General features: G+C 67.7%; 26 protein-coding genes. 8 read left to right on the forward strand and 18 right to left on the reverse strand.

What is annotated here, in order from left to right; all coding sequences use genetic code 11:
- The 4 genes from OF380_RS20425 to OF380_RS20440 all read right to left on the reverse strand — a co-directional run bounded on the left by OF380_RS20425 (position 1) and on the right by OF380_RS20440 (position 3,770).
- On the reverse strand, positions 1–1,734 hold the full coding sequence (locus OF380_RS20425; protein ID WP_264047113.1) for an efflux RND transporter periplasmic adaptor subunit: 1,734 nt from the start codon (positions 1,732–1,734) through the stop codon (positions 1–3).
- A gap of 60 nt (positions 1,735–1,794) precedes the next feature.
- Positions 1,795–2,229: a DNA polymerase III subunit gamma/tau gene (locus OF380_RS20430; RefSeq protein WP_246687726.1), complete on the reverse strand. Its 435-nt coding sequence runs from the start codon at positions 2,227–2,229 to the stop codon at positions 1,795–1,797.
- 100 nt (positions 2,230–2,329) lie between these two features.
- Positions 2,330–3,478: a nickel/cobalt efflux transporter gene (locus tag OF380_RS20435; RefSeq protein WP_147018777.1), complete on the reverse strand. Its 1,149-nt coding sequence runs from the start codon at positions 3,476–3,478 to the stop codon at positions 2,330–2,332.
- A 13-nt stretch (positions 3,479–3,491) separates the two neighbouring features.
- A complete protein-coding gene (locus tag OF380_RS20440; protein ID WP_147018776.1) occupies positions 3,492–3,770 on the reverse strand; it encodes a metal/formaldehyde-sensitive transcriptional repressor in 279 nt (92 codons plus the stop codon).
- A 91-nt stretch (positions 3,771–3,861) separates the two neighbouring features.
- Here OF380_RS20440 and OF380_RS20445 point away from each other — a divergent pair, with 91 nt between their 5' ends.
- Positions 3,862–4,062 carry a DUF1289 domain-containing protein gene (locus OF380_RS20445; RefSeq protein ID WP_147018775.1) on the forward strand — a complete coding sequence of 67 codons (201 nt, stop codon included), beginning with the start codon at positions 3,862–3,864 and terminating at the stop codon, positions 4,060–4,062.
- 12 nt (positions 4,063–4,074) lie between these two features.
- Here the strand turns inward: OF380_RS20445 and OF380_RS20450 are convergent, their stop codons facing one another.
- Both OF380_RS20450 and OF380_RS20455 read right to left on the reverse strand, forming a co-directional pair.
- Positions 4,075–5,400 (reverse strand): MFS transporter, encoded by a 1,326-nt coding sequence (locus OF380_RS20450; protein ID WP_147018774.1) that lies wholly within the window; start codon positions 5,398–5,400, stop codon positions 4,075–4,077.
- A gap of 11 nt (positions 5,401–5,411) precedes the next feature.
- Entirely contained in the window at positions 5,412–5,678 is a 267-nt protein-coding gene (locus OF380_RS20455) for a metal-sensing transcriptional repressor (RefSeq protein WP_147018773.1), read from the reverse strand.
- An 86-nt stretch (positions 5,679–5,764) separates the two neighbouring features.
- Between OF380_RS20455 and OF380_RS20460 the strand changes: the two genes are divergently transcribed.
- The 3 genes from OF380_RS20460 (at position 5,765) to OF380_RS20470 (ending at position 10,718) form a co-directional block, all read left to right on the forward strand.
- On the forward strand, positions 5,765–6,109 hold the full coding sequence (locus OF380_RS20460; RefSeq protein ID WP_264047119.1) for a hypothetical protein: 345 nt from the start codon (positions 5,765–5,767) through the stop codon (positions 6,107–6,109).
- A 102-nt stretch (positions 6,110–6,211) separates the two neighbouring features.
- Positions 6,212–7,468, forward strand: coding sequence for an efflux RND transporter periplasmic adaptor subunit (locus OF380_RS20465; protein ID WP_147018771.1), 1,257 nt, complete (start codon positions 6,212–6,214; stop codon positions 7,466–7,468).
- A 4-nt stretch (positions 7,469–7,472) separates the two neighbouring features.
- A complete protein-coding gene (locus OF380_RS20470) occupies positions 7,473–10,718 on the forward strand; it encodes an efflux RND transporter permease subunit (RefSeq protein ID WP_147018770.1) in 3,246 nt (1,081 codons plus the stop codon).
- Between the two features lie 212 nt (positions 10,719–10,930).
- Here OF380_RS20470 and OF380_RS20475 read toward each other — a convergent pair whose 3' ends face one another.
- Complete coding sequence (locus tag OF380_RS20475; protein WP_186812995.1) at positions 10,931–11,098, reverse strand: hypothetical protein; 168 nt, start codon at positions 11,096–11,098, stop codon at positions 10,931–10,933.
- A gap of 233 nt (positions 11,099–11,331) precedes the next feature.
- Here OF380_RS20475 and OF380_RS20480 point away from each other — a divergent pair, with 233 nt between their 5' ends.
- Positions 11,332–11,610, forward strand: coding sequence for a hypothetical protein (locus tag OF380_RS20480; protein WP_147018769.1), 279 nt, complete (start codon positions 11,332–11,334; stop codon positions 11,608–11,610).
- A 46-nt stretch (positions 11,611–11,656) separates the two neighbouring features.
- On the opposite strand, the gene OF380_RS20485 is transcribed toward OF380_RS20480, so the two are convergent.
- Together OF380_RS20485 and OF380_RS20490 are read right to left on the reverse strand one after the other, a co-directional pair.
- Positions 11,657–11,854, reverse strand: a complete 198-nt coding sequence (locus OF380_RS20485) for a hypothetical protein (RefSeq protein WP_147018768.1) — start codon at positions 11,852–11,854, stop codon at positions 11,657–11,659.
- A gap of 101 nt (positions 11,855–11,955) precedes the next feature.
- Positions 11,956–12,180 (reverse strand): hypothetical protein, encoded by a 225-nt coding sequence (locus OF380_RS20490; protein WP_186812994.1) that lies wholly within the window; start codon positions 12,178–12,180, stop codon positions 11,956–11,958.
- A gap of 239 nt (positions 12,181–12,419) precedes the next feature.
- Here OF380_RS20490 and OF380_RS20495 point away from each other — a divergent pair, with 239 nt between their 5' ends.
- Positions 12,420–13,451, forward strand: a complete 1,032-nt coding sequence (locus tag OF380_RS20495) for an IS110 family RNA-guided transposase (protein WP_147018767.1) — start codon at positions 12,420–12,422, stop codon at positions 13,449–13,451.
- Positions 13,452–13,779: 328 nt separating this feature from the next.
- Here the strand turns inward: OF380_RS20495 and OF380_RS20500 are convergent, their stop codons facing one another.
- Positions 13,780–14,529 carry a MauE/DoxX family redox-associated membrane protein gene (locus OF380_RS20500; RefSeq protein WP_147018766.1) on the reverse strand — a complete coding sequence of 250 codons (750 nt, stop codon included), beginning with the start codon at positions 14,527–14,529 and terminating at the stop codon, positions 13,780–13,782.
- A 137-nt stretch (positions 14,530–14,666) separates the two neighbouring features.
- Here OF380_RS20500 and cueR point away from each other — a divergent pair, with 137 nt between their 5' ends.
- Positions 14,667–15,140 (forward strand): Cu(I)-responsive transcriptional regulator, encoded by a 474-nt coding sequence (cueR, locus tag OF380_RS20505; protein ID WP_147018765.1) that lies wholly within the window; start codon positions 14,667–14,669, stop codon positions 15,138–15,140.
- A gap of 41 nt (positions 15,141–15,181) precedes the next feature.
- Here cueR and OF380_RS20510 read toward each other — a convergent pair whose 3' ends face one another.
- The 8 genes from OF380_RS20510 to OF380_RS20545 all read right to left on the reverse strand — a co-directional run bounded on the left by OF380_RS20510 (position 15,182) and on the right by OF380_RS20545 (position 23,632).
- Positions 15,182–15,514: a four-helix bundle copper-binding protein gene (locus OF380_RS20510; RefSeq protein ID WP_147018764.1), complete on the reverse strand. Its 333-nt coding sequence runs from the start codon at positions 15,512–15,514 to the stop codon at positions 15,182–15,184.
- A 160-nt stretch (positions 15,515–15,674) separates the two neighbouring features.
- The gene (locus tag OF380_RS20515) at positions 15,675–18,851 is read right to left on the reverse strand and encodes an efflux RND transporter permease subunit (protein ID WP_264047128.1); all 3,177 of its coding nucleotides are present in this window, start codon (positions 18,849–18,851) and stop codon (positions 15,675–15,677) included.
- On the reverse strand, positions 18,848–20,359 hold the full coding sequence (locus tag OF380_RS20520) for an efflux RND transporter periplasmic adaptor subunit (RefSeq protein ID WP_264047130.1): 1,512 nt from the start codon (positions 20,357–20,359) through the stop codon (positions 18,848–18,850). Before OF380_RS20520 ends, OF380_RS20515 begins: the two co-directional genes overlap by 4 nt.
- Positions 20,356–20,760, reverse strand: coding sequence for a FixH family protein (locus OF380_RS20525; RefSeq protein ID WP_147018761.1), 405 nt, complete (start codon positions 20,758–20,760; stop codon positions 20,356–20,358). The genes OF380_RS20520 and OF380_RS20525 overlap by 4 nt, the downstream gene beginning before the upstream one ends.
- 81 nt (positions 20,761–20,841) lie before the next feature.
- The gene (locus OF380_RS20530; RefSeq protein ID WP_147018760.1) at positions 20,842–21,261 is read right to left on the reverse strand and encodes a hypothetical protein; all 420 of its coding nucleotides are present in this window, start codon (positions 21,259–21,261) and stop codon (positions 20,842–20,844) included.
- A gap of 114 nt (positions 21,262–21,375) precedes the next feature.
- On the reverse strand, positions 21,376–21,576 hold the full coding sequence (locus OF380_RS20535) for a heavy-metal-associated domain-containing protein (protein ID WP_147018759.1): 201 nt from the start codon (positions 21,574–21,576) through the stop codon (positions 21,376–21,378).
- A gap of 376 nt (positions 21,577–21,952) precedes the next feature.
- Positions 21,953–23,410 (reverse strand): sensor histidine kinase, encoded by a 1,458-nt coding sequence (locus tag OF380_RS20540; RefSeq protein WP_264047134.1) that lies wholly within the window; start codon positions 23,408–23,410, stop codon positions 21,953–21,955.
- Between the two features lie 12 nt (positions 23,411–23,422).
- Positions 23,423–23,632 carry a hypothetical protein gene (locus tag OF380_RS20545; RefSeq protein ID WP_147018757.1) on the reverse strand — a complete coding sequence of 70 codons (210 nt, stop codon included), beginning with the start codon at positions 23,630–23,632 and terminating at the stop codon, positions 23,423–23,425.
- Between the two features lie 423 nt (positions 23,633–24,055).
- Here OF380_RS20545 and OF380_RS20550 point away from each other — a divergent pair, with 423 nt between their 5' ends.
- Positions 24,056–25,579, forward strand: coding sequence for a sensor domain-containing diguanylate cyclase (locus OF380_RS20550; protein WP_147018756.1), 1,524 nt, complete (start codon positions 24,056–24,058; stop codon positions 25,577–25,579).
- The last annotated feature ends 2 nt before the right edge of the window (positions 25,580–25,581 follow it).

Raw genomic sequence — 25,581 nt, forward strand, 5'->3', positions numbered from 1 at the left:
TCACCGGATCTGGTTGATGAGGTCGGCACCACGCACGACGACGCGGTCACCCTCGGCCACGCCGGCCCGGACGATCAGGCGGGTCGCGTCGAGGGGTTCGATCCGGACGGGACGCGGCTCGAACCGTTCGGGCTCGACGTGGCGCCAGATCATGGCCTCGCCGTTGCCGGACCGGACCACGGCGTTGCGCGGCAGGACGATGCCGGTGGCGCTGGCGCCGGTCCGGGACAGGACGGTCACCGGCTGGCCCACCCGCAGGTTGGCCGGCGGGTCGATCACGGCGAACTGCACCACCGTTGCCTGCTGCTGCAGGGCGCGGCTTACGCCTTTCGGAGACAGCTTCAGGGTGATGCCCTCCACGGTCAGGGCGGTGGCATCCTCCGGCAGGGGCGGCAGGGTCTCGAACGCCAGGGCCTCGACCCAAAGGTTCTTCGGGTCCACGACCTGGAATAGGATGTCCTGTCCCTGCACGACCTGGCCGGCGACGACCCGGCTCGACGCGATGACGCCATCGGCCGGCGAGGTCAGGGTCTCCGGGGTAGTGCGGATATCGCTGACGGCGGCGCGACGGCTGCGCATGCCCTCCAGTTCGATCTCCAGGTCCGACACGGAAATCGTCGTTCCCGCCCCGGTCGCCACGAGGCGCTTGGCCCGGGCGAGCTTGGCCTCGGCCAGCCCGATCATCTGCTCGATCTCGCCGACCTTCTCGACCACGATGGCCTGGTCGGCCTGGATGATGGGGCGCTCGACATGGGCGAGGACGTCGCCCTTGCGGACGGCCTGACCGAGTTGCGGCATGCCGGACGGCGGGGCGATGACGCGGCCGCCGCCGATGCTCTGGACGAGACCACCCCGGTTCGGGTCCGGGATGACCTTGCCGATGAGGCGAGTGGCGGCCTCGACGGTGGCCGGCTTGGCGACGGTGGTGCGGACCTCCAGGATGCGCTGGGAGGGCTTGGGCACGAAGACCGCCCCGTCGGGCATGCGCTGGGGCGTGTTGGTCCCCGGTACCGCGACGGGCGCGTCGTGGTCGTGATCCTCGCCACCATGGGCGAACGCGAACCCGGTCGTGACGAGCACCAGGATTCCGGCGGTGACGAGGGCCACCGGGCGCGCGCGACGGCTTTGTAGGAGGAGGCCAAGCCCTAGACCAGCGGCGAAGATGCCGAGAACCCAGGTCTGGCCCCGATGAAGCGGCGCCACGGCTTCCCGGGCACGGTCGACGATGGAGCCATGGTCGTGGCCCGATAGGGCTTGGGTCACCGCATCGCCTTCGAGGCCCGGGATGGCGAGCGATCCGATGAGCAGATCGTCACCGGCGGGGGCGGAGATGGAGACGACCACGTCGACGGGTCCCGGCTCCGCAAGCCGGGACGAGGCTACGACGTAGGTCCCGCCCGGGGTCGGCGTCGCGTTCACCGGGACGTCCCCGAGGGTCACGGTCACCGTGGCGTTAATCACCGGCTCGTTGTCGTCCGTCTGGTCGACGTGAAGCGTCAGCCGCAGGTCCTGCAGCGTCCCCACGACCTCGTAGAGGTCGGACTGCAGGGCGATGCGGGGCACGCCCTGGGTCGCTACCGCGACCGGCGCGGTCGCGTGGGTATGGTCGTCGCCGCCCCCGGCGCGGGATGGCAAACCGGTGAGGCATAGGCCTGCCGAGGCCAGCGCGAGCATGGCCCACCCGAGGATACGGCTGCGCAGCCGCCCGCGGGCGTCGTTCAGATGTCGGGTCACGTTGTGAGGTCCTGTCGAGCGAGCGCATCGTGCGGCCGCGCCCGTGGGGCACGTCCGCGTCTAGGCGTCCGACAGGGTTCTCGGAGGTCGTCGCAAGTCGTTCGGGTCGATGCCGAAGGGCTGGAACTGGGGCGGCAGGGCAAGGGACGCCGAACCAGGGACCGGCCCTGTTATGCCAACGTCTCCACCGAGAAGGGCGACCGGCTGGAGCAGATTACAGCAGGACGCCTTCTGATGCTCGTGGTCGCCCGGATCATCGAGCGGGGGGAAGTCAGGCCAGTCACCTTCATCGGTCGCGACCGATGTCGCGGCCAGATGGGAGTGCACCGACCCGTCGCCGTGCATGTGCAGGTTCGCGGGACCCGCATGGGCGAAACGCTCCGCCGGTGCCGATGCGGTAGCGGGGACGATCACGTTGCCAACCACGAACGCCAACAGCGCCACCAGCATGAGGCTGGTGCCGATCCGGCGCAGAAGGGGCAGCAGGTCTCTCAACAAAAGGTCTCCTGGGTCGAGGATATCATCGACCCGGTTCCGCTACCAATGGCGGTGACACCTACAGTGTCAGGGAATGCCTGCATGACGGATGAACCGTTCACCGGAGCGCCAACCGGGTTGCCGAGGGCGCGGCCAGGGTCGTGAGCTGCGCATGCTGGTGATGACGGTGGTGGATGCCCTCCCATCCGAGCCAGCCCGTGTAGAGGCCGACGAGGACGATCAGCCCGGCGGAAGCATAGGGTGCGCGTCGGGCGAAGGCGCCGAAGCGTGACCACCGGCTCGCGACGTGCTTCACACTCAAAGCAGCCAGCACGCCGGCCGAGACCATCGTGACCGCGAGGCCGATGCTGAAGCACACCACCAGCACGAACCCGAGGCTCAACTGCTTCAGCTGAATGCACAGAAGGAGGACGGTGATGGCCGCCGGGCACGGGATGAGCCCGCCCGTGAGCCCGAACATCACGATCTGACCGGTGGTGACGCTGCGCCCGGCAAAGCGTTGGCGGATGTCTTCGGCGTGCGCCCTGGCATGGGCGTCGTCCTCTTCGCCCAGGTTCATGTGGTCGTGATCGTGATCGTGCTCCTCGAAGCGGACCTCGTGGGTCTCGACACCGGCCGAGCCGCTTAGATTGAGGCGCGCGGTGAAGGCGTGCGGCTCCGGGATCTCCTCAAGGCTCTCCAGGTAGCCGTCCTTCGCAGCGAAGCCGAAGGCTTGCGTCACCCCACCCTCACGGACGATCTCGACCGTCAGTGCGCTCGCCTCCGGCAGGGGGCCGCGCTCCGAGCGGATGCGCCAGCGTAGCGGCACGCCATCCTCGAAGACCTCCAGCGTCAGCAGGCCAGCGCGCGTCGTGACGTGCTTCACCTCTTCGCCGTGATGGTGGTGGTCATGCCCGTCGTGCTGCTCCCGCCAGGTGCGCCAAGCCATCCAGAGTGCGATGCCGACGATGAGAAGGGCCGAGACGAGCTGGAAGTACGGCTCGCTTGCTTCCGTTCCCCATTCCTGCCCAAGGTACTGACCCCCAAGCGCGATCAGCCAGACCACCGCGGTGTGCGAGAGCGTCGCCGCCAAGCCCAGCAGGACCGCTTGGGTGACGGTGCCGCGCACCGCGATGATGAAGGCCGCCATCATCGTCTTCGAGTGGCCGGGCTCCAGCCCGTGCAGGGCCCCGAGCAGGATCGCGCTCGGCACGAACAGCCAGGCGTGCGCGGTGCCCTGTTGCAGCAGGTCGGTGAGCGGGGTCATCGGGCGGCCTTCGTCATTTCAGGTAGGTGCGGACGACCTCAATCAGGTCGGCGGCACCCTTGGCGCGGTCGGCATCCGGTTCGTTGTCCGGGTTCACGACATGGTGGCGGACATGATCCTCGATCAGCTCGGCGGTCAGGCCGTTCACGGCGCCCCGCATCGACGCGACCAGCATCAGCACATCCGTGCAGCCGATCTCGGCTTCCAGGGCGCGCTCGACCGCCTCCGCCTGTCCCTTGATCCGACGCACGCGGGCCAGGAGCTTGGACTTGTCCTTGATGGTGTGGGCCATGGGTCAGGCGCTCCGTTCCTCTGGTAATATAGGGGGCTACCCTACATATGTCGAGATGTGACGAGTTCTCGACGGAAGGAGATGGCCTACCATGCGCAAGGACGACCCCTGCATCTCGGTCTGCGAGTTCGACGGACGGACCGGCTGGTGCCTGGGCTGCGGCCGCACCATCCCGGAGATCCGGGAATGGAAGAAGCTGACGCCTTACCGGCGAACGATGCTCGTGCGGGAACTGCCGCGTCGCGTGGCGCAGGTCGGTGGCGCGGTCCGACCTGCCAAGAAGCGCTCCTGAGGTGGCTTGCGGCTAACCCGCCCGCGCTGGCCATTGGTGATGCAGGTCGTCGATGACGAACGCATGGGCGTGGAGCCGGTCCCCGTGAAGGTGCGGGTGACCAGGGTCCAGGTCGGCGTGGGCATGCTCGATCACGTCGGGATCGGAAGCCGGCCAAAGCCAGGCCGCGGCGGCGACGCCGGCCAGCGTCAGGGCCCCGAGGGTGGCCAACGTCACAGACATGCCCACCGACGCGCCAAGCCAGCCCGCCAGTGGGTAGGTCACCAACCAGGCCGCATGCGACAGGGCGAATTGGGCAGCGAAGACGGCCGGCCGATCCTCGGCAGTTGCAGAGCGGCGCAGCAGGCGGCCTGTCGGTGTCTGGGCGGCGGAATAGGCTACGCCGAGGACGAGCCAGGTTTCGAGCAGAAGCGGCCAACCTGCCGCCCCACCCCAGGTCATCGCGGCCACGCAGAGCAGTACGCCACCGAGCAGGGCGGCCGCCGGGATCATCACGGCCCTGTCGGACAGCCGGTCGAGGACGCGTGGAAGCGTCAGGGCGGCGATCATGGAGCCGCCCCCGAACAGTCCGAGTGCCATCGCGACGTCCGTCTGCGGCCGGTGAAGGAGGCCCTGAACGATCACCACTGTGTTGACGATGACCATGGCACCCGCCGCTGCGACGGCGAAGTTGATGGCGAGGAGCCCACGCAGGCGCGGGGTCGCAAGATAGATCCGGAGTCCCCGTGTGGTCCGGTCATAGATGCCGGCCTTCCGCTCCGCACGGATTGCCGCCGGAAGCGTCACGGAGACGACCAGGGCCGCGGAACCTAGGAAGCCCACCACCGTCCCACCGAACAGGGCGTTATAGGGCACGACGGTCAGAAGGATGGCTGCCAGCGCCGGACTGAGCAGGTTCTCCAGGTCGTAGGCGAGCCGCGAGAGGGACAAGGCCCGGGTGTAGTCGCGCTCGTCCGGCAGGATGTCGGGAATGGTCGCCTGGAAGGTCGGGGTGAACGCCGCCGACGCCGACTGGAGGACGAAGATCAGGACGTAGACCTGCCAGACCTGGTCGACGAAGGGCAGCAGCAGGGCGATGGCGGCGCGGACGAGGTCGGTGGCGACCAGGAAGGCGCGGCGGGGCAATTGCCCGGTAAAGGCGCCGGCGATGGGCGCGAGCACGACGTAGGCGACCATCTTGATGGCGAGGGCAGTGCCCAGAACGGCGCCGGCCCGCTCGCCCGCCAGCTTGTAGGCGAGCAGGCCGAGGGCGACGGTGAGCAGCCCGGTGCCGACAAGGGCGATGACCTGGGCGGCAAAAAGATGCCGGTAGGTCCGGTTCGCAAGGACGCTGAGCATGGTGATGGGTCCTAGAGGTACTTCGCCATGGCCTTGAACTCGGAGAGGGCGTCCTTGGCGGACTTGCCCCCGTGCCCGACGCCGTCCGCGAGGCAGTGCTCCATGTGATCCTCGATCAGGACCCGCTTGGCGTTCGTGATCGCGCTCTCGACCGCATGGAGCTGCTGGGCGAGATCCACGCAGGGGCGGCCCTCCTCGATCATGGCGATGACGCCGGCGAGGTGGCCGTGGGCGCGCTTAAGGCGCTTGACGATGTCAGGGTGCGACGCATGCTGCATGTTGACATCCTATCCCCCCGGGTAGGATATGGGAAGACGGATTTGCGGTCCCGGTGAGTCCGCATGGGTAAGCGGTGGCGTCGGGATTGGGTCGGATCGTACGGTTCCTGGCGGTGCTCATCGCACTCGTGCTGATCGCGACCTCGGTCATGCCGCTGGTCGCGGAAGCGCGCGGCGAGAGCTCGGCCGCCCATGCACACGCCTTTCACGGGATCGACCACGGCGACCACGACGATGACCAGGGTCCCGACGGTTCCGGCTTTGGAGACCTCGCCCATCATGCGCAATCCCACGCGCAGACCCTGGCATCCGCCCAGCCGGCGGGCGTGACGGCCACGCTGGCCGGCGCCGACGTTCGGTTCCGGGTCGTCCAGGACACCTTCCCTGTTCGGGGGCAAGGACGAGCGCCGTTCGAGCCCCCCAGGGGCTGAGGCCGGGCTGCCCGACCACGTCGGGCCCTTTCCTCCAACGGCACCCGCGCTCCCCGGACCCGCCTTCGCGGGCTGACGGCGGCGAGGGCTCATGGCATCGACATGTTCAAACGCATCCTCATCGTCCTGGGAGCCGTCGGCGGCGGCTTCCTGATCGCGACCGTCTGGCCGAGCGCGACGGACGCGCTCCGCGCGCGGCTTGCCCAAGGCGGCTTTCCGGCCTTCGGTCGCGTCGCGTCAGGCAGCCCCGCACCGACGCCGGCGGCCGCCTCGAAGCCCGAGGACGCGCACCGGGACGAGCCCGGCCTCGTCCGGTTGACCGCTGAGCAGGTCGCCAAGGCCCGTATCCATGTCGACGCCGTCCGGGGCGGCCGGCTCTCCCGCCACCTCCACGTGCCGGGCACCATCGTTCCGAGCGCCAACAACACCGCCCGCATCGCGGTGAAGACCCAGGGCACGGTGGCGGAACTGCGAAAAGGCCTCGGCGACCACGTCGCCAAGGGCGAGGTCGTCGCGCTGCTCGACAGCCGCGAGATCGCCGACACCAAGGGCGAGTACCTCGCCGCCCGCCTGTCCGCCGCCTTGCAGAAGACCCTGTACGAGCGCGACCAGTCGCTCTGGGACAAGCGCATCTCGTCCGAGCAGCAGTACCTGCGCTCCCAGGCCAGCTACGAGGAACTCAAGGTCAAGGTCGACGCCGCCCGGCGCAAGCTCACCTTCCTCGGTTTGAACCCTGCCGAGATCGAGGCGCTGCCGACCCTACCAGCAGCGCAATTCGAGCGGCAGGAGATCCGCTCCCCCATCGCCGGCAAGATCGTCGAGCGCCGGGTCGACCTCGGCGCCGCGGTCGGTCGCGACAACCTGGAGACGGAGCTCTACAGCGTCGTGAACCTCGCCCAGGTCTGGGTCGACCTCGCGGTCTCGCCGGGCGACCTGCCGCTGACCCGCGAGGGCCAGACCGTCACCGTGCGGATCCAGGCGACCGGCGAGGAGGCCCAGGGCAAGATCGTCTTCATCGGCCCGATCCTCGACCAGAACACCCGCTCCGCCCGGGTGGTCGCGGAGTTGCCCAACCCCGAGGAGCACTGGCGACCTGGGTCCTTCGTCTCGGCCGAGATCGCGGTCTCGGACAAGCCGGTGCGCGCCCTCGTTTCCTCGGACGCGATCCAGACCATCGCGGGCAAGCCGACCGTGTTCGTGAAAGTGGAGGACGGCTTCGAGGCGAGACCCGTGGGAATCGGGCGCTCCGACGACGGAAGCGTGGAGGTCACGTCGGGGCTGGAGCCAGGCGACGTCATCGCCGTCGCCAACAGCTTCATCCTGAAGGCCGAGCTCGGCAAGTCCGCGGCGGAGGACTGAGCCCATGATCCGCCCGATCCTCGCGTTCTCCGTCACCAACCGATACGCGGTCATCCTGGTGACGCTCATCGCCACCGCACTCGGCGCGTGGTCGCTGGCACGGCTGCCCATCGACGCCGTGCCCGACGTCACCAACAACCAGGTCCAGATCAACGCCGTCGCGACCTCGCTGACCCCGGTGGAGATCGAGAAGCAGGTCACGGTGCTGATCGAGCGTGCGCTTGCCGGTACCCCCGGCCTGGAGACGATGAGGTCGTTCTCCCGCAACGGCTTCGCCCAGCTCACCGCCGTGTTCAGCGACAAGGTCGACGTCTACTTCGCCCGGTCTCAGGTCAACGAGCGTCTGGTCGAGGTGCGCGGGACGCTGCCGCCCGGGGTCGAGGTCAAGCTCGGGCCGATCTCCACCGGCCTCGGCGAGATCTACTGGTGGGCGGTCGAGTACCTCCCGCCGGGTGAAGGGGCGCCCGTCCGCGACGGTAAGCCCGGCTGGCAGACCGACGGCAGCTACCTGACGCCCGAGGGCGAGCGCCTCACCGACGAGTTCCGTCGCACGGTCTACCTGCGCACGGTGCAGGACTGGATCATCCGTCCGCAGATGAAAAGCGTGCCCGGGGTCGCCGGCGCCGACGCCATCGGCGGCTACGTCAAAGAGTACCAGGTCCAGCCCGACCCGATGAAACTCGTCGGCTACGGCCTGTCGTTCAAGGACGTGGCCGATGCCGTCGAGGCCAACAACGCCACCCGCGGGGCGAACTACGTCGAGCGCAACGGCGAGGGCTACATCGTCCGCGCCGGCGGCCTGATCGAGAACGTGGGCGAGATCGCCGATATCGTGGTCGCCACCCGGTCCGGGGTGCCGATACGGATCGCGGACGTCGCCGAGGTCACCATCGGTCGGGAGCTTCGCACCGGCTCGGCGAGCGAGAACGGGCACGAGGTGGTCCTCGGTACCGCCCTGATGCTCATCGGCGGCAACAGTCGTACGGTGTCGGCTGCGGCGGACGCCAAGATCACCGAGATCAACAAGCTGCTCCCGCCCGGCATCAAGGCCCGGACTCTCCTGAGCCGGACGGAGCTCGTCGACGCCACGATCCGGACGGTGGCGGAGAACCTGGCGGAAGGGGCGCTGCTGGTCGTCGCGGTGTTGTTCCTGGCGCTGGGCAACATCCGCGCGGCCATCATCACGGCCCTGGTCATCCCGGTCGCGATGATGCTGACGGCCACCGGTATGCTGGCCGGCCGCATCAGCGCTAACTTGATGAGCCTGGGCGCGCTCGACTTCGGCCTCATCGTCGACGGCGCGGTCATCATCGCCGAGAACAGCCTGCGCCACCTCGCCGAGCGCCAGCACGAGCTCGGACGCAAGCTCTCCCTCGACGAGCGGCTCGTCACGGTGCGGGTCTCGGCCGAGGAGATGATCAAGCCCACCGTGTACGGGCAGGCCATCATCATCCTGGTCTACGTGCCCCTCCTGACCTTCACGGGGGTCGAGGGCAAGACCTTCACGCCGATGGCCCTGACGGTGCTGATCGCTTTGGGAGCAGCGTTCGTGCTGTCGCTGACCTTCGTACCGGCGACGATCGCGACCTTCGTCACCGGACGGGTGAGCGAGTCCGAGAATGTCCTCATCCGAGGGATTAAGGCGGCCTACCGCCCGCTTCTCAACGGCGCGATCCGGGCGCCCATGGCCTTCATCCTCGGGTCGGTCGTCCTGCTCGGTCTTGCAGGCGCCCTGTTCACGACCCTCGGGCAGGAGTTCGCCCCGACCCTCGACGAGAAGAACATCGTCATGGAGGCCCGGCGCATCCCGTCGACCTCGATCTCGCAATCGCAATCCATGCAGCTCGGCGTCGAGCAGGCGATGAGCAAGTTCCCGCAGATCGCCTTCGTGTTCTCGCGATGCGGCACCCCGGACATCGCCGCCGACCCGATGCCGCCAAATGCCTGCGACGCCTACCTCATTATGAAGCCCCAAGCCGCCTGGCCCGACCCGAGCCTGAGCAAGGAAGCACTCATCGGCCAGCTTGAGGCGGAGGCGAAGCTGATCCCCGGCACCCTGCTCGGGTTCTCGCAGCCGATCCAGATGCGCTTCAACGAGCTCATCGCCGGCGTGCGCGACGATCTCGCAGTCAAGGTGTTCGGGGAGGAGTTCGGCCCGATGGTCGAGGGCGCCAACAAGATCGCCGGCATCCTGCGCGGACTCGAAGGAGCCGCCGACGTCAAGGTGGAGGAGGCGGTCGGCCTGCCGTTCATGGACATCAGGATCGACCGACGCGAGATCGCGCGCAGGGGCCTGAGCCTCGCCGACGTGCAGGACGTCATCGGAACGGCCATCGGCGGCAAGGACGCCGGCTTGGTGTTCGAGGGCGACCGCCGTTTCAAGATCGTCGTGCGCCTGTCCGATGCGATCCGCGGGGACGTCGAGGCGCTGAGGAACCTGCCGGTCCCCTTGCCGGCCAAGCCCGGGATGACGGAGGGCGCAAGCGTGCCGTTGCGCCAGGTCGCGTCGTTCAGCTTCACGGAAGGGCCGAACCAGGTCAGCCGCGAGGACGGTCGCCGACGCGTGGTGGTGACCGCCAACGTGCGTGGCCGAGACATCGGCTCGCTTGTGGCCGAGGCGCAGGATCGCATCGCCAAGGAGGTGACGCTGCCGGCGGGCTACGAGGTACGCTGGGGCGGCCAATTCGAGAACCTGACCGCGGCACGCCAGCGCCTGATGGCTGTGGTGCCGGCCTGCTTCGCCCTGATCTTCATCCTGCTCCTCGGAGCGCTCGGGTCGGCCCGGGACGCGGCAATCGTCTTCAGCGCGGTGCCGTTGGCACTCACCGGAGGGGTCGCGGCCCTGTGGCTGCGGGGGATGCCGTTCTCGGTGTCGGCGGCGGTGGGATTCATCGCTCTCTCCGGCGTCGCGGTGCTCAACGGTCTCGTGCTCCTCAACCACATCAAGCTGCTGGTGGCCGAGGGGGGTGATGTCCGGACCGCCGTGCGCGAGGGGGCGATGACCCGGCTCCGGCCGGTTGTGATGACGGCGCTGGTGGCGGCGCTGGGCTTCGTGCCGATGGCGCTGGCGACGGGCACGGGGGCGGAGGTGCAGAAGCCGTTGGCGACGGTGGTCATCGGAGGCTTGGTCAGCGCGACCCTGCTTACCCTGGCCGTCTTACCAGCGCTATTCGCCCGGTTCGGAGGATTGAAGCAGAGCGGCCTTGCAAACGCACTTGGTTCCCTCCCTTCGGTAAGGACGGCCGAGTAACGGCGCCTCGGCGCGCACGCGGTGGGTTTCGCCATGAGGCTCAACTGCGTCCAGAGGTCTTCGTCCGCTATGGCGAATATTCACCTGTAAGCGAAGGGACAAAAATTCTCGCCCTTCTCGGACGTTCGATAGGAGTACGAAGCGTTAGATTTCCGCACTAGGGTCGCTCGCTCAAAGGCTCCCGGGTGAACATCAAGCGGTCGCAGAACGAATTACGCCAAGAAGCTGCGCCGAACGTCCCGCAACGTCGCCAGGGCGTCCATGTCGGCCCACAGCCACCGCAGGGCCTCCGAGGTATCGAACCCCGTCGCCGTGAGGATACCGGTGGTGACGGCTTGCGCCGACGTCGAGGTTTCTGCCTCGACGATGCAGGCGTTCAACTCCGCAAAGCATTCGGCCCGCCGAATAATCGATATCGGTGATCTTATAGGCATTAATCGGCCTCCGCCGACCGGTGCCGACGCGTGCTTCTAGCACGAAGCGTTCCTCACATGTGAAAAACCATGCTGCGGATTACTGATCCATTCTTATGGATCACATGATTACACTTCCGGTTCTCGCGCGCTCTTTCCGTTCGAGGTATGCTCGATCATAAACGAAAGGACTGGACGCGATGTCGGATAGACGGGAACTTCACCAAACCCCCGATTGGGACTCCTGGCATCTCGGCCGCGAGCCCGAGAACGGCCGGGCCTTCGTCATCCGCCAGCCCAATGGCCCATCCGGCGGACGGCTCCGCCACGTCGAGCTTGGGGCCTTCCTCAGCGACGGAACCGGCAAGCCCGAGCAGCAAGCGCTTCTCCGCCTGATCGGAACGCTCGTGGACGTTCCCCCTTACGCCGACCGGATGGACGGCAGGGAGCCGACCTCGACGCTGCCGTCCGTGCCTTGACGCTGGAAGTGGCGGTCCGCCCCCGACATATTCTCCCGGCAGGTTCTCAGGCCGCTTCAGGCAGGCATTGAAGCGCCAGGATGGCTTCGGCCTCTAAGAGGGCCGCCACGGCCCGATTGAGCCGGTTGGACACTGCCTCATCCAGGATGACGGGGAACGCCATCTCCAGCGCAAGGGTCGCGCCGACGATGGCTGCCCGCGGAGCCGAAGAACGCCGCGGACGTCGAAATTTGATAATGGACATGGGGTTATCCTGTGACACACCGAGTATGCGCCCCGGATCGGTATTCGCCTAAGTTTATCGTGAACTGCCTCCGTGACTCGGACGAGAGCTCGAAGGCGATGTCACATCCAGATCCCGTCGTTGATCCGTCCCCTGATCGGCTGCCGGTCCGCCAGGACGTGGGCGTGGGCTATCCCGGCCACGAGGGCGATGGAGGCTGAGGGGTAGGAAGCCTGGGAGCGGTACGGGTGATAGCCGGCGGTCGTCACCGACCATCGGAAGCGGCCCCTCTCGGTCCGGCAAGCCGAGACGGCCACGCTATGGTCGGGCAACGAGGGAATGCGCATCGGTCGGTCATCCCACGTGGGCCAGCCACGACATAGCGATAACGCGCGCAAGGCTCCATCCGGCATCGACAATCGCTCCGGCACGATGGGCTCGTCGACATGCAGGGTCCCGGCTAGTGGGAGAAATCTGACGCCTGGTACCCGCGCCGAAGGTCCGAGTTGGGTGATGGGGTGGACGCCCCCCGGCGGCATCGCTGTGCCAGAGTGGTGGTGTTGAGCACCAATCGAGGGAGGCGTCCGTGTCCCAGGTTACCACGATCGGCTTGGACATCGCGAAGAACGTGTTTCATGCGCATGGTGCGGATGCGCGTGGGCAGGGCGTCTTCAGCAAGCGGCTGAGCCGGGCAAAGCTTCTCGGCTTCTTTGCAGCCCAGCCGCCCTGCCTGGTGGCTCTGGAGGCCTGCGGCGGTGCCCATCACTGGGCCCGCGAACTGATGGCGCTGGGCCATGAGGTGCGGCTGATCCCACCAGCCTACGTCAAGCCGTTCGTGAAGCGCCACAAGAACGATGCCGTTGATGCTGAGGCGATCTGCGAGGCGGCGCAGCGTCCGACGATGCGCTTTGTCGCCGTCAAGAGCGAGGAGCAGCAGGCCTCGGCTCTCCTCTTCCGGACCCGCGACCTTCTGGTTCGGCAACGCACCCAACTGATCAACGCCCTCAGGGGGCATCTCACCGAGTATGGCTGGGTCGCACCGAAAGGCCCGTCGCATATGGCGATGCTGGGCGATCTTCTGGAGGACGAGATGGGCTCCTTGCTTCCACCTGCCGCTGTCGCGATGTTCCGGGTGATGCTGAACCTCCTGGCCGACCTGGATGACCGCATCGCCGAACTCGACCGGGAGATTGCCCGCCGGGCTCGGGAGGACGAGACGGCTCGTCGGCTGATGACCATCCCCGGCATCGGCCCCATTACCGCAACGGCACTGATTGCCCTGGCTCCTGTGGCCGAGACCTTCGCCAAGGGACGGGACTTCGCCGCGTGGCTCGGCCTTGCCCCCCTGCAACGGTCGACGGGTGGCAAGCAGAAGCTGGGCGCGATCTCGAAGATGGGCGAACGCACGTTGCGACGTCTCCTCATCATCGGCAGCAGTGCGGTGGTGCATCAGGCGTCGCGACGCGGAGCGCCTAAAGGATCGTGGCTGGAACAGATGCTGGCGCGAAAGCCCCGCATGCTGGTGACGGTGGCGCTGGCCAACAAGATGGCGCGCATCGTCTGGGCCCTTCTGGCGAAGGGCGGAAGCTACCGAGCTCCGGCGGTGGCCACGGCGTAGAGCCGGGGTCGGCGTCAGAGGCTGTCGGGGACGCGAGGTCGGTCGAAGGAGGGTATGGCACAACAGTCGGCGAGACGGGGCCGGAAGAACCAGTGCTTTCCACCGTGCCAGCGAGCACGCTTTGGGTGACTTGGTTCCGGTCCGCGAACTCCCATACGGGCCCGCAGCCAAAAGCTGCAGCAGAGGCCGGACAGATGGCAGCAACCGACATCGTGCCTACACACCAAAAGCCACTTGCGTTCCAGGGGGCGTCCACAGATGGAGAGCTGTCATTGAGCTTTCGCTCGAAAGCCGACATTTTCTTCGCCAGATGTCGCCGTTCATCTAGTCAGTGGTGTGCCATCAGCATCCAGACGGCCATGGCGACCATCATCACGTTCTCGGTCAGCGAGACGAAGCCCAGCGGCACCTTGCTCGACCCGCCGACGCAGGCGCATTTGATCTCGCGCTTGTCGACGTAGACCGCCTTGAACACCGAGACCGCGCCGATGGTGCCGATGAACAGGGCCACGGGGATCGACAGCCAGTTCAGGGCGCCCGCCACCATCAGTACGCCGGCGATGCCCTCCAGGAACGGGTAGGCGTAGGCGTAGCGCACCCAGCGCTTGGCCAGCAGGTCGTAGCCGAGGAACATCGACGAGAAGATCTCGACGTCCTGCAGCTTGAGGAGGGCCAGCACGCACATGCTGAAGGCGATGAACCATTCGGCCGCCCGGACGGTCAGGGGCGTGCCGTACACGGCGTAGCTCGCCGCGAGCGCCATCAGCGCCGTCATCGAGAACACCGCCACGACCGGCGTGTAGGTCGTCGCGTTGGGGTCGTTGGCGGCCTGGCCGAAATGCCGCCTGAGGTCGTCGAAACCCCCGACGCGCTTGCCGTTGATGAAAGTCTGGGGCGTCGACTTGACCCCGTGCTCGGCCTTGAAGCGGTCCGTCTCCTCGCAGGTGGTCAGCCAATGGTCCTCTACCTGGAAGCCCTGGCGTTCGAGGAGGTCCTTTGCCTTGAGGCCGTACGGACACGTGTGCTGCGGCATCATCATGCGGTACAGGACGGCCTTGCGGGACGCGGTGGCTTGCATCGGAGACTCCGTGGGTTGTCGGACCGGGATGCCGTCCGTTCGTCACCGTGGAAACGACGGACGGGCAGAGGCCGATTGGGCTTGCGGACCTTCCTGCACCTTCCCATCATGGTAAGGTCAACGGAGGGATTTTCACGATGAACATCGGCGATGCGAGCCGGGCCTCCGGGGTGTCGGCCAAGATGATCCGGCACTACGAAGGCATCGGGCTCGTGCCCCCGGCCGACCGGCGCGACAGCGGCTATCGCGATTACGGTCCCGGCGACCTGCACCGGCTCGGGTTCATCCGGCACGCCCGGGACCTGGGCTTCTCGCTGGACCGCATCCGGGTGCTGCTCGGCCTCTGGAGCGACCCGGCCCGTAGCAACGCCGAGGTGAAGGCCATCGCGAGCGCCCACGTCACGGAGCTCGAACAGCGGGCCCGCCAACTGAAAGAGATGGCCGACGCCCTGCGGTCCTTAGCCGATGCCTGCGACGGCGACGGCCGGCCGGACTGCCCGATCATCGCCAGCCTGGAGACCGGGGCGAACGTCCCGGCCTGCCATCCGGGCGCATCCAGAGGGGCGACGCCGCCCCCCGCACCGCGCCGGAAGGCGTCTTCCAAGCGTTGAGGCGATGCGGGAGGTACGGCCCCGGAGGCCGTCGCCCGGGGTCAGGCCGCCATCTTCCGGCAGCTCTCGGCACAGCGGCGGCACTGCTCGACGCAGTCCTGCATGTCGCCCACCCGCTCGCAGCTCTTCGCGCAGGCCTCGCAGACCTCGGCACAGGCCCGGCAGGTGTGCCTGTGCTCGGGAGTACCGAGCAGCATGAAGTGGGCGGAGGTCCGACAGATCTCCGCGCAGCCCAGCATCAGGCGGAAGTGCTCAGGCTCGACGTGCTTGCCGCCCGCCGGCAGGCAGTGGTTCGAGGCCATCCCGAGGCAGGTTTGATAGCAGCGAAGACATTCGTCGATGCAGGACTGCATCTCGCTCGACATATTGCTCATGTGAAGCTCCTTGATGTTAGACAAAAAGAGACAAGCGTCAGTACCGGATGACAATATGCCTCCAGTATTGCCTTGCTCATTCTGTCAACTTAGGCGGCTATAGTTCGTTCTAATAAATTCCTTCCTTCTTGGCCGGGATTTTCAATCCGTCCGCAAGCGCCTACTCCGCCGCCTCGCGGTAAGCGGGGCGTTCGGCCGGGGCGACACTTGCCGGCGTCTCGGCGGCCGCCGATAGGCCCCATCCTTTCACGAGTCCGTAGACGGCGGGGATCACCACGAGCGTCAGCACGGTCGAGGACACCATCCCGCCGATCATTGGCACGGCGATGCGCTGCATGACCTCGGAGCCGGCACCCGTGCTCCACAGGATTGGGATGAGGCCCGCCATAATGGCGGTGACCGTCATCATCTTCGGGCGCACCCGCTCGACCGCGCCGACCATGATCGCCCGCCGCAGGTCCTCGCGGTTCAGGGGCCGCCCCTCGCGGTCACAGGCGGCCCGAACCTCGTCGAGGGCATGGTCGAGGTAGACCAGCATGATCACGCCGGTCTCGGCCGCGACGCCGGCGAGCGCGATGAAGCCGACCGCCACCGCCACCGACATGTTGAAGCCCATCCACCACATCAGCCAGATGCCGCCGACCAGGGCGAACGGCAGCGACAGCATGACGATGAGCGTCTCGGTCAGGCGCCGGAAGTTGATGAACAGCAGCAGGAAGACGACGAGCAGTGTCAGCGGCACCACGACCTTCATGCGCGCCTCGGCCCGCTCAAGGTACTCGTACTGCCCGCTCCACTGCAGGGTCGTGCCTTGGGGAAGCTTGACCTCGTCCACCACGGCCTTGCGCGCCTCGGCCACGTAGCCGCCGAGATCGCGCCCGCTGATGTCGATGAAGATGTAGACCGCGAGCTGTCCGTTCTCGGTGCGGATCGAGGTCGGTCCGCGGGTGAGCGCGACCTTGGCGACCTCGCGCAACGGCACCGTGCCCCCGGCCGGGAGGGGCACCTGCACCTCGTCGGCGATGGCCCGCGGATCGGACCGGAAGGCCCGGGGGTAGCGGACGTTGACGGTGTAGCGTTCGCGTCCCTCGACGGTGTTCGTCACGCTCTGGCCGCCGAGCGCCGTGGCGATGACGTCCTGCACGTCGCCGACCATCAGCCCGTAGCGTCCGAGCGCCTCCCGGTCCGGCGTGATGTCGAGGAAGTAGCCGCCGATGACCCGCTCGGCGTAGGCGCTCGACGTGCCCGGGACGTTGCGCACCACTGCCTCGACCTGGCGGGCGACCCCCTCCATCTCCTTCAGGTCCGTGCCCAGCACCTTGATGCCGACGGGCGTGCGGATGCCGGTGGAGAGCATGTCGATGCGGGCGCGGATCGGCTGCGTCCAGGCATTCGAGACGCCCGGGAACTGCAAGGCCTTGTCCATCTCGGCCTTGAGGCTCGCCAGCGTGACGCCCGGGCGCCACTCGGACGGCGGCTTCAGCGCGATGATGGTCTCGAACATCTCCATCGGCGCCGGGTCGGTCGCGGTGTTGGCGCGACCGGCCTTGCCGTAGACCGAGGCGACCTCCGGGAAGGACTTGATGATGCGGTCCTGGGTCGCCAGTAACTCGCCGGCCTTGGTCACCGACAGGCCCGGCAGGGTCGTCGGCATGTACATCAAGGTGCCCTCGTTGAGGTCGGGCATGAACTCGGATCCGAGCTGCCTGGCCGGCCAAATGGTTGCCCCCAGCACCCCCACGGCCAGCAGGACGGTCAGGACCCGCGCCCGCAGGACGCCCGCGATGAGCGGCCGGTAGAGCCAGATCAGGAGCCGGTTCAGCGGGTTCCGGTGCTCTGGGATAATCCGGCCCCGCACGAACAGCACCATCAGCGCCGGGACCAAGGTCACCGACAAGATCGCGGCCGCCGCCATGGCGAAGGTCTTGGTGAAGGCGAGCGGCCCGAACAGCCGGCCCTCCTGGCTCTCCAGGGTGAAGATCGGCAGGAACGAGACCGTGATGATGAGGAGCGAGAAGAACAGCGACGGGCCGACCTCGGAGGCCGCCTCGACCAAGATCTCGACCCGGGGCTTGCCCGGCGGCGCCCGCTCCAGGTGCTTGTGGGCGTTCTCAATCATGACGATGGCGGCGTCGATCATGGCGCCGACCGCGATGGCGATGCCGCCGAGGCTCATGATGTTGGCGCCCAGACTTAGCGCCCGCATGCCGACGAACGCCATCAGGATGCCGACGGGCAGCATCAGGATGGCGACGAGCGCGCTCCGGACATGCAGCAGGAACACAATGCAGACGATGGAGACGACGATGCTCTCCTCGACGAGCGTGTGGCGCAGGGTCTCGATGGCGGAATCGATCAGCTGCGAGCGGTCGTAGACCGGCAGGATCTCAGTTCCCGCGGGCAGGCTTTTGGCCACCTCCGCGAGCTTCGCCTTCACCCCCTCAATGACATTCAGCGCGTTCGCGCCGAAGCGCTGCAGGACGATGCCGCCGGCGACCTCGCCCTCGCCGTTCATCTCGGTGAGACCGCGGCGCTCGTCGGGACCGAGCTCGACCCGGGCCACGTCCCGGACCCGTAAGGGTGCACCGGCCGCGGTCTTGAGGACGATGTTCTCGATGTCGGCGACGCTGCGGATGTAGCCGCGACCGCGCACCATGAACTCGAACTCGGAGAGCTCCACCGTGCGGCCGCCGACATCGGCGTTGCTCGACCGGATTGCGTCCCGGAGCTTGCCCAGCGAAATGCCCTGGGCACGAAGCCGGTTCGGGTCGACCACGACGTTGTACTGCTTCACGAAGCCGCCGACGCCCGCGACCTCGGCCACCCCCTCGGCGCGCGAGGCTCCGAAGCGGACGACCCAATCTTGCAGGGAGCGGAGCTCGGCCAGGGTCCGCTCCTTGGCGACGACGACGTACTGGTAGACCCAGCCCGCGCCCGTCGCGTCGGGCCCGAGCGTCGGCGTCACGCCGGCCGGGAGCTTGCTGGCGGCGGCGTTGAGGTACTCCAGCACCCGCGAGCGTCCCCAGTACGGGTCCGTGCCGTCCTCGAAGATGACGTAGACGAACGACACGCCGAAAAACGAGAAGCCGCGCACGACCTTCGCCTTCGGCACCGTCAGCATGGCGGTGGTCAGAGGATAGGTGACCTGATCCTCAACCACCTGAGGGGCCTGGCCCGGGTACTCCGTGTAGACGATGGCCTGCACGTCCGAGAGGTCGGGGATGGCATCGAGCGGCAGGGTCCGCAGAGCCAGGACGCCTGCCGCGACGGCGAACACGGTGCCGACCAGCACCAGGACGAGGTTGCGGGCCGACCAGCCGATGAGGCGCGCGATCATGGCGTTGCTCCCACGTCGGCGGCTTGCCGGTCGTCCTTGGGGGGCGCCATGCCCTGCAGCGCCGCCTTCAGGTTGCTCTCTGCGTCGATGAGAAAGTTCGCCGCCGTCACCACGGTGTCGCCGGCCTCAACGCCGTCGCGGATCTCGGTGTAGCCGCCGCCGCGCACGCCGACTTTCACGGCCTTGGGCTCGAAGCGACCCTGGCCCCGGTCGATCAACACGATCTGGCGCTCGCCGGTGTCGATGACCGCGTCGTCCGGCACGGCCACGACCGGCTTGGCATCCCCCGTCGCGATCTCGACGTCGGCGTACATGTCGGGCAAGAGCGTGCCGTCCGGGTTCGGAAGCTCGATGCGCACCCGTGTGACCCGGGTCTCCGGGTTCACTTGAGGGTAGATCACCCCGACCTTGCCGGAAAAGGTGCGGCCCGGGGCCGAGCGCAGGCGCACGCTGGCAGCCTGTCCGACTCGGATGTTGGCGAGGTCGCGCTCCGGCACGTCTGCCAGCACCCACATGGTCGCGATGTCGCCGATCCGGAACAGGGTGTCCCCGGCCGCTGCCTTCATGCCCTCGATGGCGGTCCGTTGTAGGACGATGCCGTCCCGGGCCGACGACCAGGTGATGGCCATCGGCACCTTCCGGGTGCGCTCCATCTCGTCGATGACGGCCTCGGAGACGTTCAGGTTCTGCAGGCGCCGCCGGGCCCCGTCGAAGCCGGGGTTGGCGATGAGCTGGGCCGCCGCCGCGTTGATCTCGGGCGAGTAGACGTGGACCAGCGCCTGGCCCTTGCGGACCCGGTCGCCGGTGGTGACGTTCTCGACGTGGTCGACGTAGGCGTCCGAGCGGGTCGCGATGACCGTCACACGCCGCTCGTCGAGGGCGACCGTGCCGGGCACCCGGACGGGCTGCGCAACCACCCGGCGCTCGACGACCTCGGTCCGCACGCCGGTGCGCTGGACCTTGCCGGGCGAGACGGTCACGACATTGCTGTCGCTGTCCTCGCCCTCGTAGACGGGGATGTAGTCCATCCCCATCGAATCCTTCTTCGGGGTCGCCGAGGTGTCCGGCAGTCCCATCGGGTTGCGGTAGTAGCGGATGCGCCGGGCGGCCGTGGCGGGCTTCGCGTCCGTGGCCTTGGCCATGTCCTGCGAGGCCATCCTGTGCCCGCCCATGTCGGCAGGGCCGCCCTCGTCCTCGTGCGGCGTGTCGAAGCGCGTGTCCTCGCTCGCGCGAACGGCGCGGAACTCGCGGCCGTCATCGGTGGCCATCGGCGAGAGCGAATAGACGGGCTTCCCGTCTGGGTCCCGGTAGTAGACCACCGGCCCGGTCGCCTTGGCAGGCGCCGGGGCCTGGGTGGACGGCGAGGCGGCCGCAGCCCACCGGGAGAACTCCGTCCGGGCGCGCTCGACGAGCGCCGGTACGGGATCAGTCCCGTGCCCCGCGACGTAGCCGGCGCCCCCCGCCACGAGCGCGGCGAGGGTCCCGACGAACCAGGCCGCCCGGCTCACTTGACGGCCTTGAAGACGAGCTTGTCCTCGACGGTGCCGTTCTCGCCTTGGACCTTGGCCCCGAGCGACAGGCGCCAGCCGCCGGCCATCGTCAACTTCGCCTTGAAACGGTAGATGCCCGGCTCGGTCGTGGGGAGCTGCTCGATCTTCGAGGTCATCTCGTCCATGCTGTCCGGAGCCATGTCGATGCGCTTGGCGAAGATCACGGCGTCGGGCACGGGCTTGCCGCTCCGCTTGTCGAGAAGGCGCACCGAGAGGACGGCCTCGCCGACCTTGGCCTCCTGCTGCACGAGCTCGAAGTGGTAGTCCTTGATGTCGGCAAGAGCCGGCAGCGCGGTCGCCGACAGGGCGGCACCGAGCAGCGCCGCCGAGACGGCGCGCGAAAAAGGCTTCTGGGTCACGGGTGTTGTCTCCTAAACGCGATGGCGGGCCGCGCGTGGACATGCGGCGTCGTGCCGGCGCTCACGCCGGCGGCATCGGGTTCAGGCTCGGGGGGGCTCGGGTAGCGGCGTCCCGTGCACGCTGGCTAAGGACGCCGAGGCGGGCCAGGTCAGGCTCGCCCGCATCCCAGCAGGAACCGGGAGCGGAAGTGCAGTGGGAAGGAGCGAGGCCACGCTTGCCAGGCACAGGGCCATCAGTGGGCAGCCCTTGGTGCAGTCAGGCTTCTCAGCGTTCACCTTTGGGCAACAGGGCATGTCGTCCATGGTCATGTCGGCCATGTCCATCACGGCGTGATCCATCGCCATGCCATGGACATGGGCGTCGTGCCCAGTCGAGGAGACCTGCGCCGCCATGGACATGTGCATGCCCGCGGTGGCCGCAGGGGCAGTCACCGGCGTCAGGGCGAGGCTGAGGACCGCCAGGAGCGGCAACAGTCGCCTAAGGGCAAGCCAAAGTTTCACAGATACAGGATGCCAAATTCCGCGGTCGGGCGAAAGCCTGTCCCGACTTCTTCGAACGACGCAGGGCTAGGTTGGTTGCACGCGACCGTCAGGCCGGCACGGCCGGGAACACCGTCAGGCCGGCACGGCCGGGAACCCTGCCGCACCGATGGCCCCGGCGATCCGGTCGGCCGGACCAGAGGCATCGAACACGGTCACGAGCTTGGCGCCGAGGTCCACCTCGATCCTGGCGTCCGGCTCGATGCCGAGGATGGCCTTGGTGACGGACTTGGCGCAGCCGCCGCAGTTCATTCGAGTGACCTTGAGCCTGACCATGACGCTTCTCCCGTCGGGTGACGTCCACCACAGATGGAGCTTCCTATAATGGGAAGGTCAAGAGGCACGGCGGGTTGAAGATGGCGTCGCTTGTTGCGCTATTTCGAGCGGTATGGCGCCCCTCGGCTGAGAATTGCTGAAGTTGCTTTACCAGACTGCCTTGGAGCGGACGTTCCAGGCTTCTGCAATGGGTCGGTAGCAGACGGTACCAAGCGTCAGGTTTTGTCCACTAGGTCTCGCTCGCGGGATGGATGCCGTGCATCGGAGACCCTTCGAGCGGATGGCAGCCTTTTGAGGCCCCGTTGGCCTTTCGCCTGTCCACTGGCAGCGACAGTATCCCATCAGCCTGCGTCGCCTCCGGCCATGGGGCATGGCTTCAGGGCGCCGCCGGCGAAGGTCCGTCGAGGTGCAGGCTGGCAGCGTAGCGAAGGCCCTCCGGAGCGAACGCGATCTCCGGTCCCCTATCGTCGTCCAGGCCACGATGCAGCAACCGCGTCCCGAAACCTCTTCGAACGGGCGGACGAACGGCGGGCCTATCACGCTCGATCCACGAAATCCCAAGCCTTGAGGCACCATCTTCCGTCGTGACCGTCCAGGCGACATCCACGCGTCCGGCGTCGGCGGACAACGCCCCGTGCTTGGTGGCGTTGGTCGCCAACTCGTGCAGCGCCAGGGATAGGGCCAGGGCCTGCTGAGGGCGCAGGTAGACGGCAGGTCCGGAATGGGAGATGCGGCCGCGCCCATCGTCGAACGGCCTGACCGCCTCGGCGCAAAGCTGCCGGACATCGGCTCCGTGCCAGCCTTCTTCGGTGAGGATGTTGTGTGTGGCGGAAAGGGCAAGAAGGCGAGCCTCGAACGTCCGTCTTGGATTGGCCGCCTCCTCGCCGATCCCGCGAAAGCTCTGGACCGCCATCGACTGGACCGTCGCCAGCGTGTTCTTCACCCGATGGTTGAGCTCGTCGATGAGGAGGCGCTGCGTCGTGTCCCGCCGACGGATGCCGTCCGAGGCGCCCGCAAGGGCATCCGCGATGCAGCGCCCCTCCCGGACGATGGGGTCCGCGACGGGCGGCAGCGGCTCGCCGCGTCCCAAGGCTTCGGCGGCCGAGGCGAGGTTCCGCATGGGACGCGCGATGCGGCCGGCGAGGAGCCAAGCCACGAGGCCGGCGATGAGGGAGACGAGGCCGCCTGCCGCAAGGATGCCCCGCCTGAGTTCGTCGACCGAGGCAAGAGCCCGGCCTGCGTCCTGCCGGACGACGACCCGCCACCCGAGCCCCGGGTACTCCCGGTAGCCGCCTGTCGCCGCGGATGCACTGAGATAGACCTTACCGTCATCCGGCCAGACGCCGATGCGGCCATCGCCCGTATCAGACGCCTCCTCGCCGGTCGGTAGGGCCTTGCCCCAGAGTGGCTCCGGGCCGAGGAGCACCGTCCCGTCCTTGCCCAGGATGATGATCTCGGAGCCGGCACGGTGGCCCTTGAGTGAACGCGCCAGGCCGCTCGCGAGCTCGCGCGCCCAGGCCCAATCCAGATGGGCGACGACCACGCCGGTGAAGTTGCCCTGGCCGTCCCGGACGGGGGCGGCGACGTCGAGCAGTCTGAGGGGTTCGCGCGACTGGCGGGGGAGCTGCTTGGCCAGCAGCACCGCGTCGTGCAGGTCTCCGACGTAGGGGCCGTGCCGGCTGTCGGTGAAATAGCTCCGATGCGAGACGTCCGCCCCTTCCAGCAGCCCGAGGCTGGTGGCGACGACACGCCCGGACGCATCGATCAGGCCGACGATGGAGTAGTTCGGGTAGGTTTCCTGGATGCTCTTCAGAACAGCCCGCTTGTCGGCCAACGTGCCGTAGTGCTAACGGATTGTATCAAGGGAAGCGGCGATCTGGATGTCGCGCCAGCGCTCGAACATGCCTTGGTCGAGGTTGGCCGCCATGTGTCCGGCGACCTCCGCAAGCTGCGTCCCGACCTCCGCCTCCATGCGCCCTGTCGCGTAGCGCGTGACGAAGGTCGCGAGGGTGAGGGTCGCAGCCAAGGCGATCCCGCCAAGGGAGAGAGCCAGCACCGCACGGATCGACGGGCCGCTCCCGGCAGGCCAAGCGGCGACGGACGCGACCTTCGCGTCAACCGGAAGGCTACCTATCGGTGCAGCCAAGTCAGGGGGGGCTTGCAATCAATCGGTTCCCAGACGTCCCCGGACCGAGGGGCGCTTGCGCGGTGACGCCGCTGTTATCCTATGACGATTCCGGAGCGAAAGGCACCTGCCTCGAAGTTCGTGAAGACTGGGGCGGGTGCGTCCTCACCCCCCCACGATGGTCTGCAACGGTGGCCACGCATGCACGAGCCGATCAAGACGCCATGATCCGGTAGAGGAATCGTTAGCCACGGGTCGGTTCGGCAAACCTTTTATCGGTCCGCTCAAACCGGCGTTAGGCATGGACATGCCAGGTACCGAGCAACGAAGAAGCTTGCTTGCGAAAGGCCGTCGATGTCCCTGCCGCACCGCCTCGCGCGACGGCTTCTCTCCGTCCGCACCTGGCTCGTCCTTGGCGTCTTCGCGCCCGTTGGCATGCTCGTCGTCTCGGGCCTGATGCTGCTCGACCTCCGGCGGGACGCCTGGGACAAGGCGGAGCAGACCTCGCGCAACCTCCTGCAGGTCATCGAACGCGACATCGCCCGGAACGTCGAGCTCATCGACCTCACGCTGCAAGCCGTCCAGGACAACCTGCGGGCGCCGGGCCTCGGGCAACTCGACGCTGCCATGCGCCAGCTCGTCCTGTTCGACCGCGCCGCGAGCGCACGCGACCTAGGCGTCATGTTCGTCCTCGACGAGAACGGCGACGTGGTGGAGGACGCTGGGGCCGTCCCGCCGCGGAAGGGCAACTACACGGACCGTGACTACTTCCAGGCCCACAAGGCCAACCGTCATCTCGGTCTCTATGCCGGCCGGCCCATCATCTCGCGCCTGACCGGCGAGCGCATGATCAACTTTAGCCGACGCATCGACAAGCCGGACGGCGCGTTCGGCGGGTTGGTGCTGGGCAGCCTTAAGCTGTCTTACTTCGGAAGCCTCTTCGACCAGATCGGCCTCGGCGAGGACGGGGCGATCAACCTCTACCTCAAGGACGGCACGCGCATCACGCGCCACCCCTACCTGGATGCCGACGTCGGCGTGAACATCGCCGGCTCCCGCACCTTCGACCGGTTCGTGCGCGAGGGGACCGGCACATTCGTCGAGACCTCCGTCCGTGACGGCGTGAAGCGGCTCTACACCTTCACCCGCGTCGGCGACTTGCCGCTGATCCTGAACGTGGCGCTTTCGGTCGAGGAGATCGAGGCCGGATGGCGCGCGAAGGCCGTGGTGATCGGCTCCGTGGTGCTGGTCCTGTGCGGCTTGACCGTCGTCCTCTCGCTGCTGTTCGGGCGGGAGCTCCGTCGTCGTACCGCCATGCAATCGGAACTCGCGCGGCTCTCCGAGACCGATACCCTGACCGGGTTGGCCAACCGGCGGCGCTTCGAGGAGGCGTATGCCCGAGCCGGTGCGGACGCTGCCCGGACGGGTCAACCGCTGTCGCTGCTCGTGGTCGATGCAGACCACTTCAAGCGCTACAACGACCGCTACGGTCACGCCGTCGGCGACGAGGTGCTGAAGGAGCTCGCCCGTTGCCTGTCCGCGAGCGTGCACAGACCCGAGGACCTCGCCTGCCGGGTCGGCGGCGAGGAGTTCGTGCTGCTCCTGCCGAACACCGACGAGACCGGGGCCCGCTGGGTGGCGGGCGAGGTGCACGCCCAGGTCTCTGGTCTGGCGGTGCCGTCCGCCGGCATCGGGGCGGGCTCGGTCACCGTCAGCATCGGGTCGTCCACCGGTGCCCCCGATGCCGCGAACCTTTACGGTCTTGCCGATGCCGCCCTCTACGAGGCCAAGGCAGGCGGACGAAACCAGACCCGTTGCGCGGCGTCCGTCGTTCCCGGAACGGTTGTGAGGCATCCCCTGCGCGTCGTACGGGGCTGAGC

The sequence above is a fragment of the Methylobacterium sp. FF17 genome (assembly GCF_025813715.1).
In the GTDB taxonomy this organism is placed as follows: Bacteria; Pseudomonadota; Alphaproteobacteria; order Rhizobiales; family Beijerinckiaceae; genus Methylobacterium; species Methylobacterium flocculans.

Bases quoted from the DNA above. Each gene is read 5' to 3' on its own strand.
- OF380_RS20435 (WP_147018777.1), bottom strand. From the start codon at position 3,478: ATGACCCCGCTCACCGACCTGCTGCAACAGGGCACCGCGCACGCCTGG.
- OF380_RS20440 (WP_147018776.1), bottom strand. From the start codon at position 3,770: ATGGCCCACACCATCAAGGACAAGTCCAAGCTCCTGGCCCGCGTGCGT.
- OF380_RS20445 (WP_147018775.1), top strand. From the start codon at position 3,862: ATGCGCAAGGACGACCCCTGCATCTCGGTCTGCGAGTTCGACGGACGG.
- OF380_RS20450 (WP_147018774.1), bottom strand. From the start codon at position 5,400: ATGCTCAGCGTCCTTGCGAACCGGACCTACCGGCATCTTTTTGCCGCC.
- OF380_RS20455 (WP_147018773.1), bottom strand. From the start codon at position 5,678: ATGCAGCATGCGTCGCACCCTGACATCGTCAAGCGCCTTAAGCGCGCC.
- OF380_RS20465 (WP_147018771.1), top strand. From the start codon at position 6,212: ATGTTCAAACGCATCCTCATCGTCCTGGGAGCCGTCGGCGGCGGCTTC.
- OF380_RS20470 (WP_147018770.1), top strand. From the start codon at position 7,473: ATGATCCGCCCGATCCTCGCGTTCTCCGTCACCAACCGATACGCGGTC.
- OF380_RS20480 (WP_147018769.1), top strand. From the start codon at position 11,332: ATGTCGGATAGACGGGAACTTCACCAAACCCCCGATTGGGACTCCTGG.
- OF380_RS20485 (WP_147018768.1), bottom strand. From the start codon at position 11,854: ATGTCCATTATCAAATTTCGACGTCCGCGGCGTTCTTCGGCTCCGCGG.
- OF380_RS20490 (WP_186812994.1), bottom strand. From the start codon at position 12,180: ATGCGCATTCCCTCGTTGCCCGACCATAGCGTGGCCGTCTCGGCTTGC.
- OF380_RS20500 (WP_147018766.1), bottom strand. From the start codon at position 14,529: ATGCAAGCCACCGCGTCCCGCAAGGCCGTCCTGTACCGCATGATGATG.
- cueR (WP_147018765.1), top strand. From the start codon at position 14,667: ATGAACATCGGCGATGCGAGCCGGGCCTCCGGGGTGTCGGCCAAGATG.
- OF380_RS20510 (WP_147018764.1), bottom strand. From the start codon at position 15,514: ATGAGCAATATGTCGAGCGAGATGCAGTCCTGCATCGACGAATGTCTT.
- OF380_RS20515 (WP_264047128.1), bottom strand. From the start codon at position 18,851: ATGATCGCGCGCCTCATCGGCTGGTCGGCCCGCAACCTCGTCCTGGTG.
- OF380_RS20535 (WP_147018759.1), bottom strand. From the start codon at position 21,576: ATGGTCAGGCTCAAGGTCACTCGAATGAACTGCGGCGGCTGCGCCAAG.
- OF380_RS20550 (WP_147018756.1), top strand. From the start codon at position 24,056: ATGTCCCTGCCGCACCGCCTCGCGCGACGGCTTCTCTCCGTCCGCACC.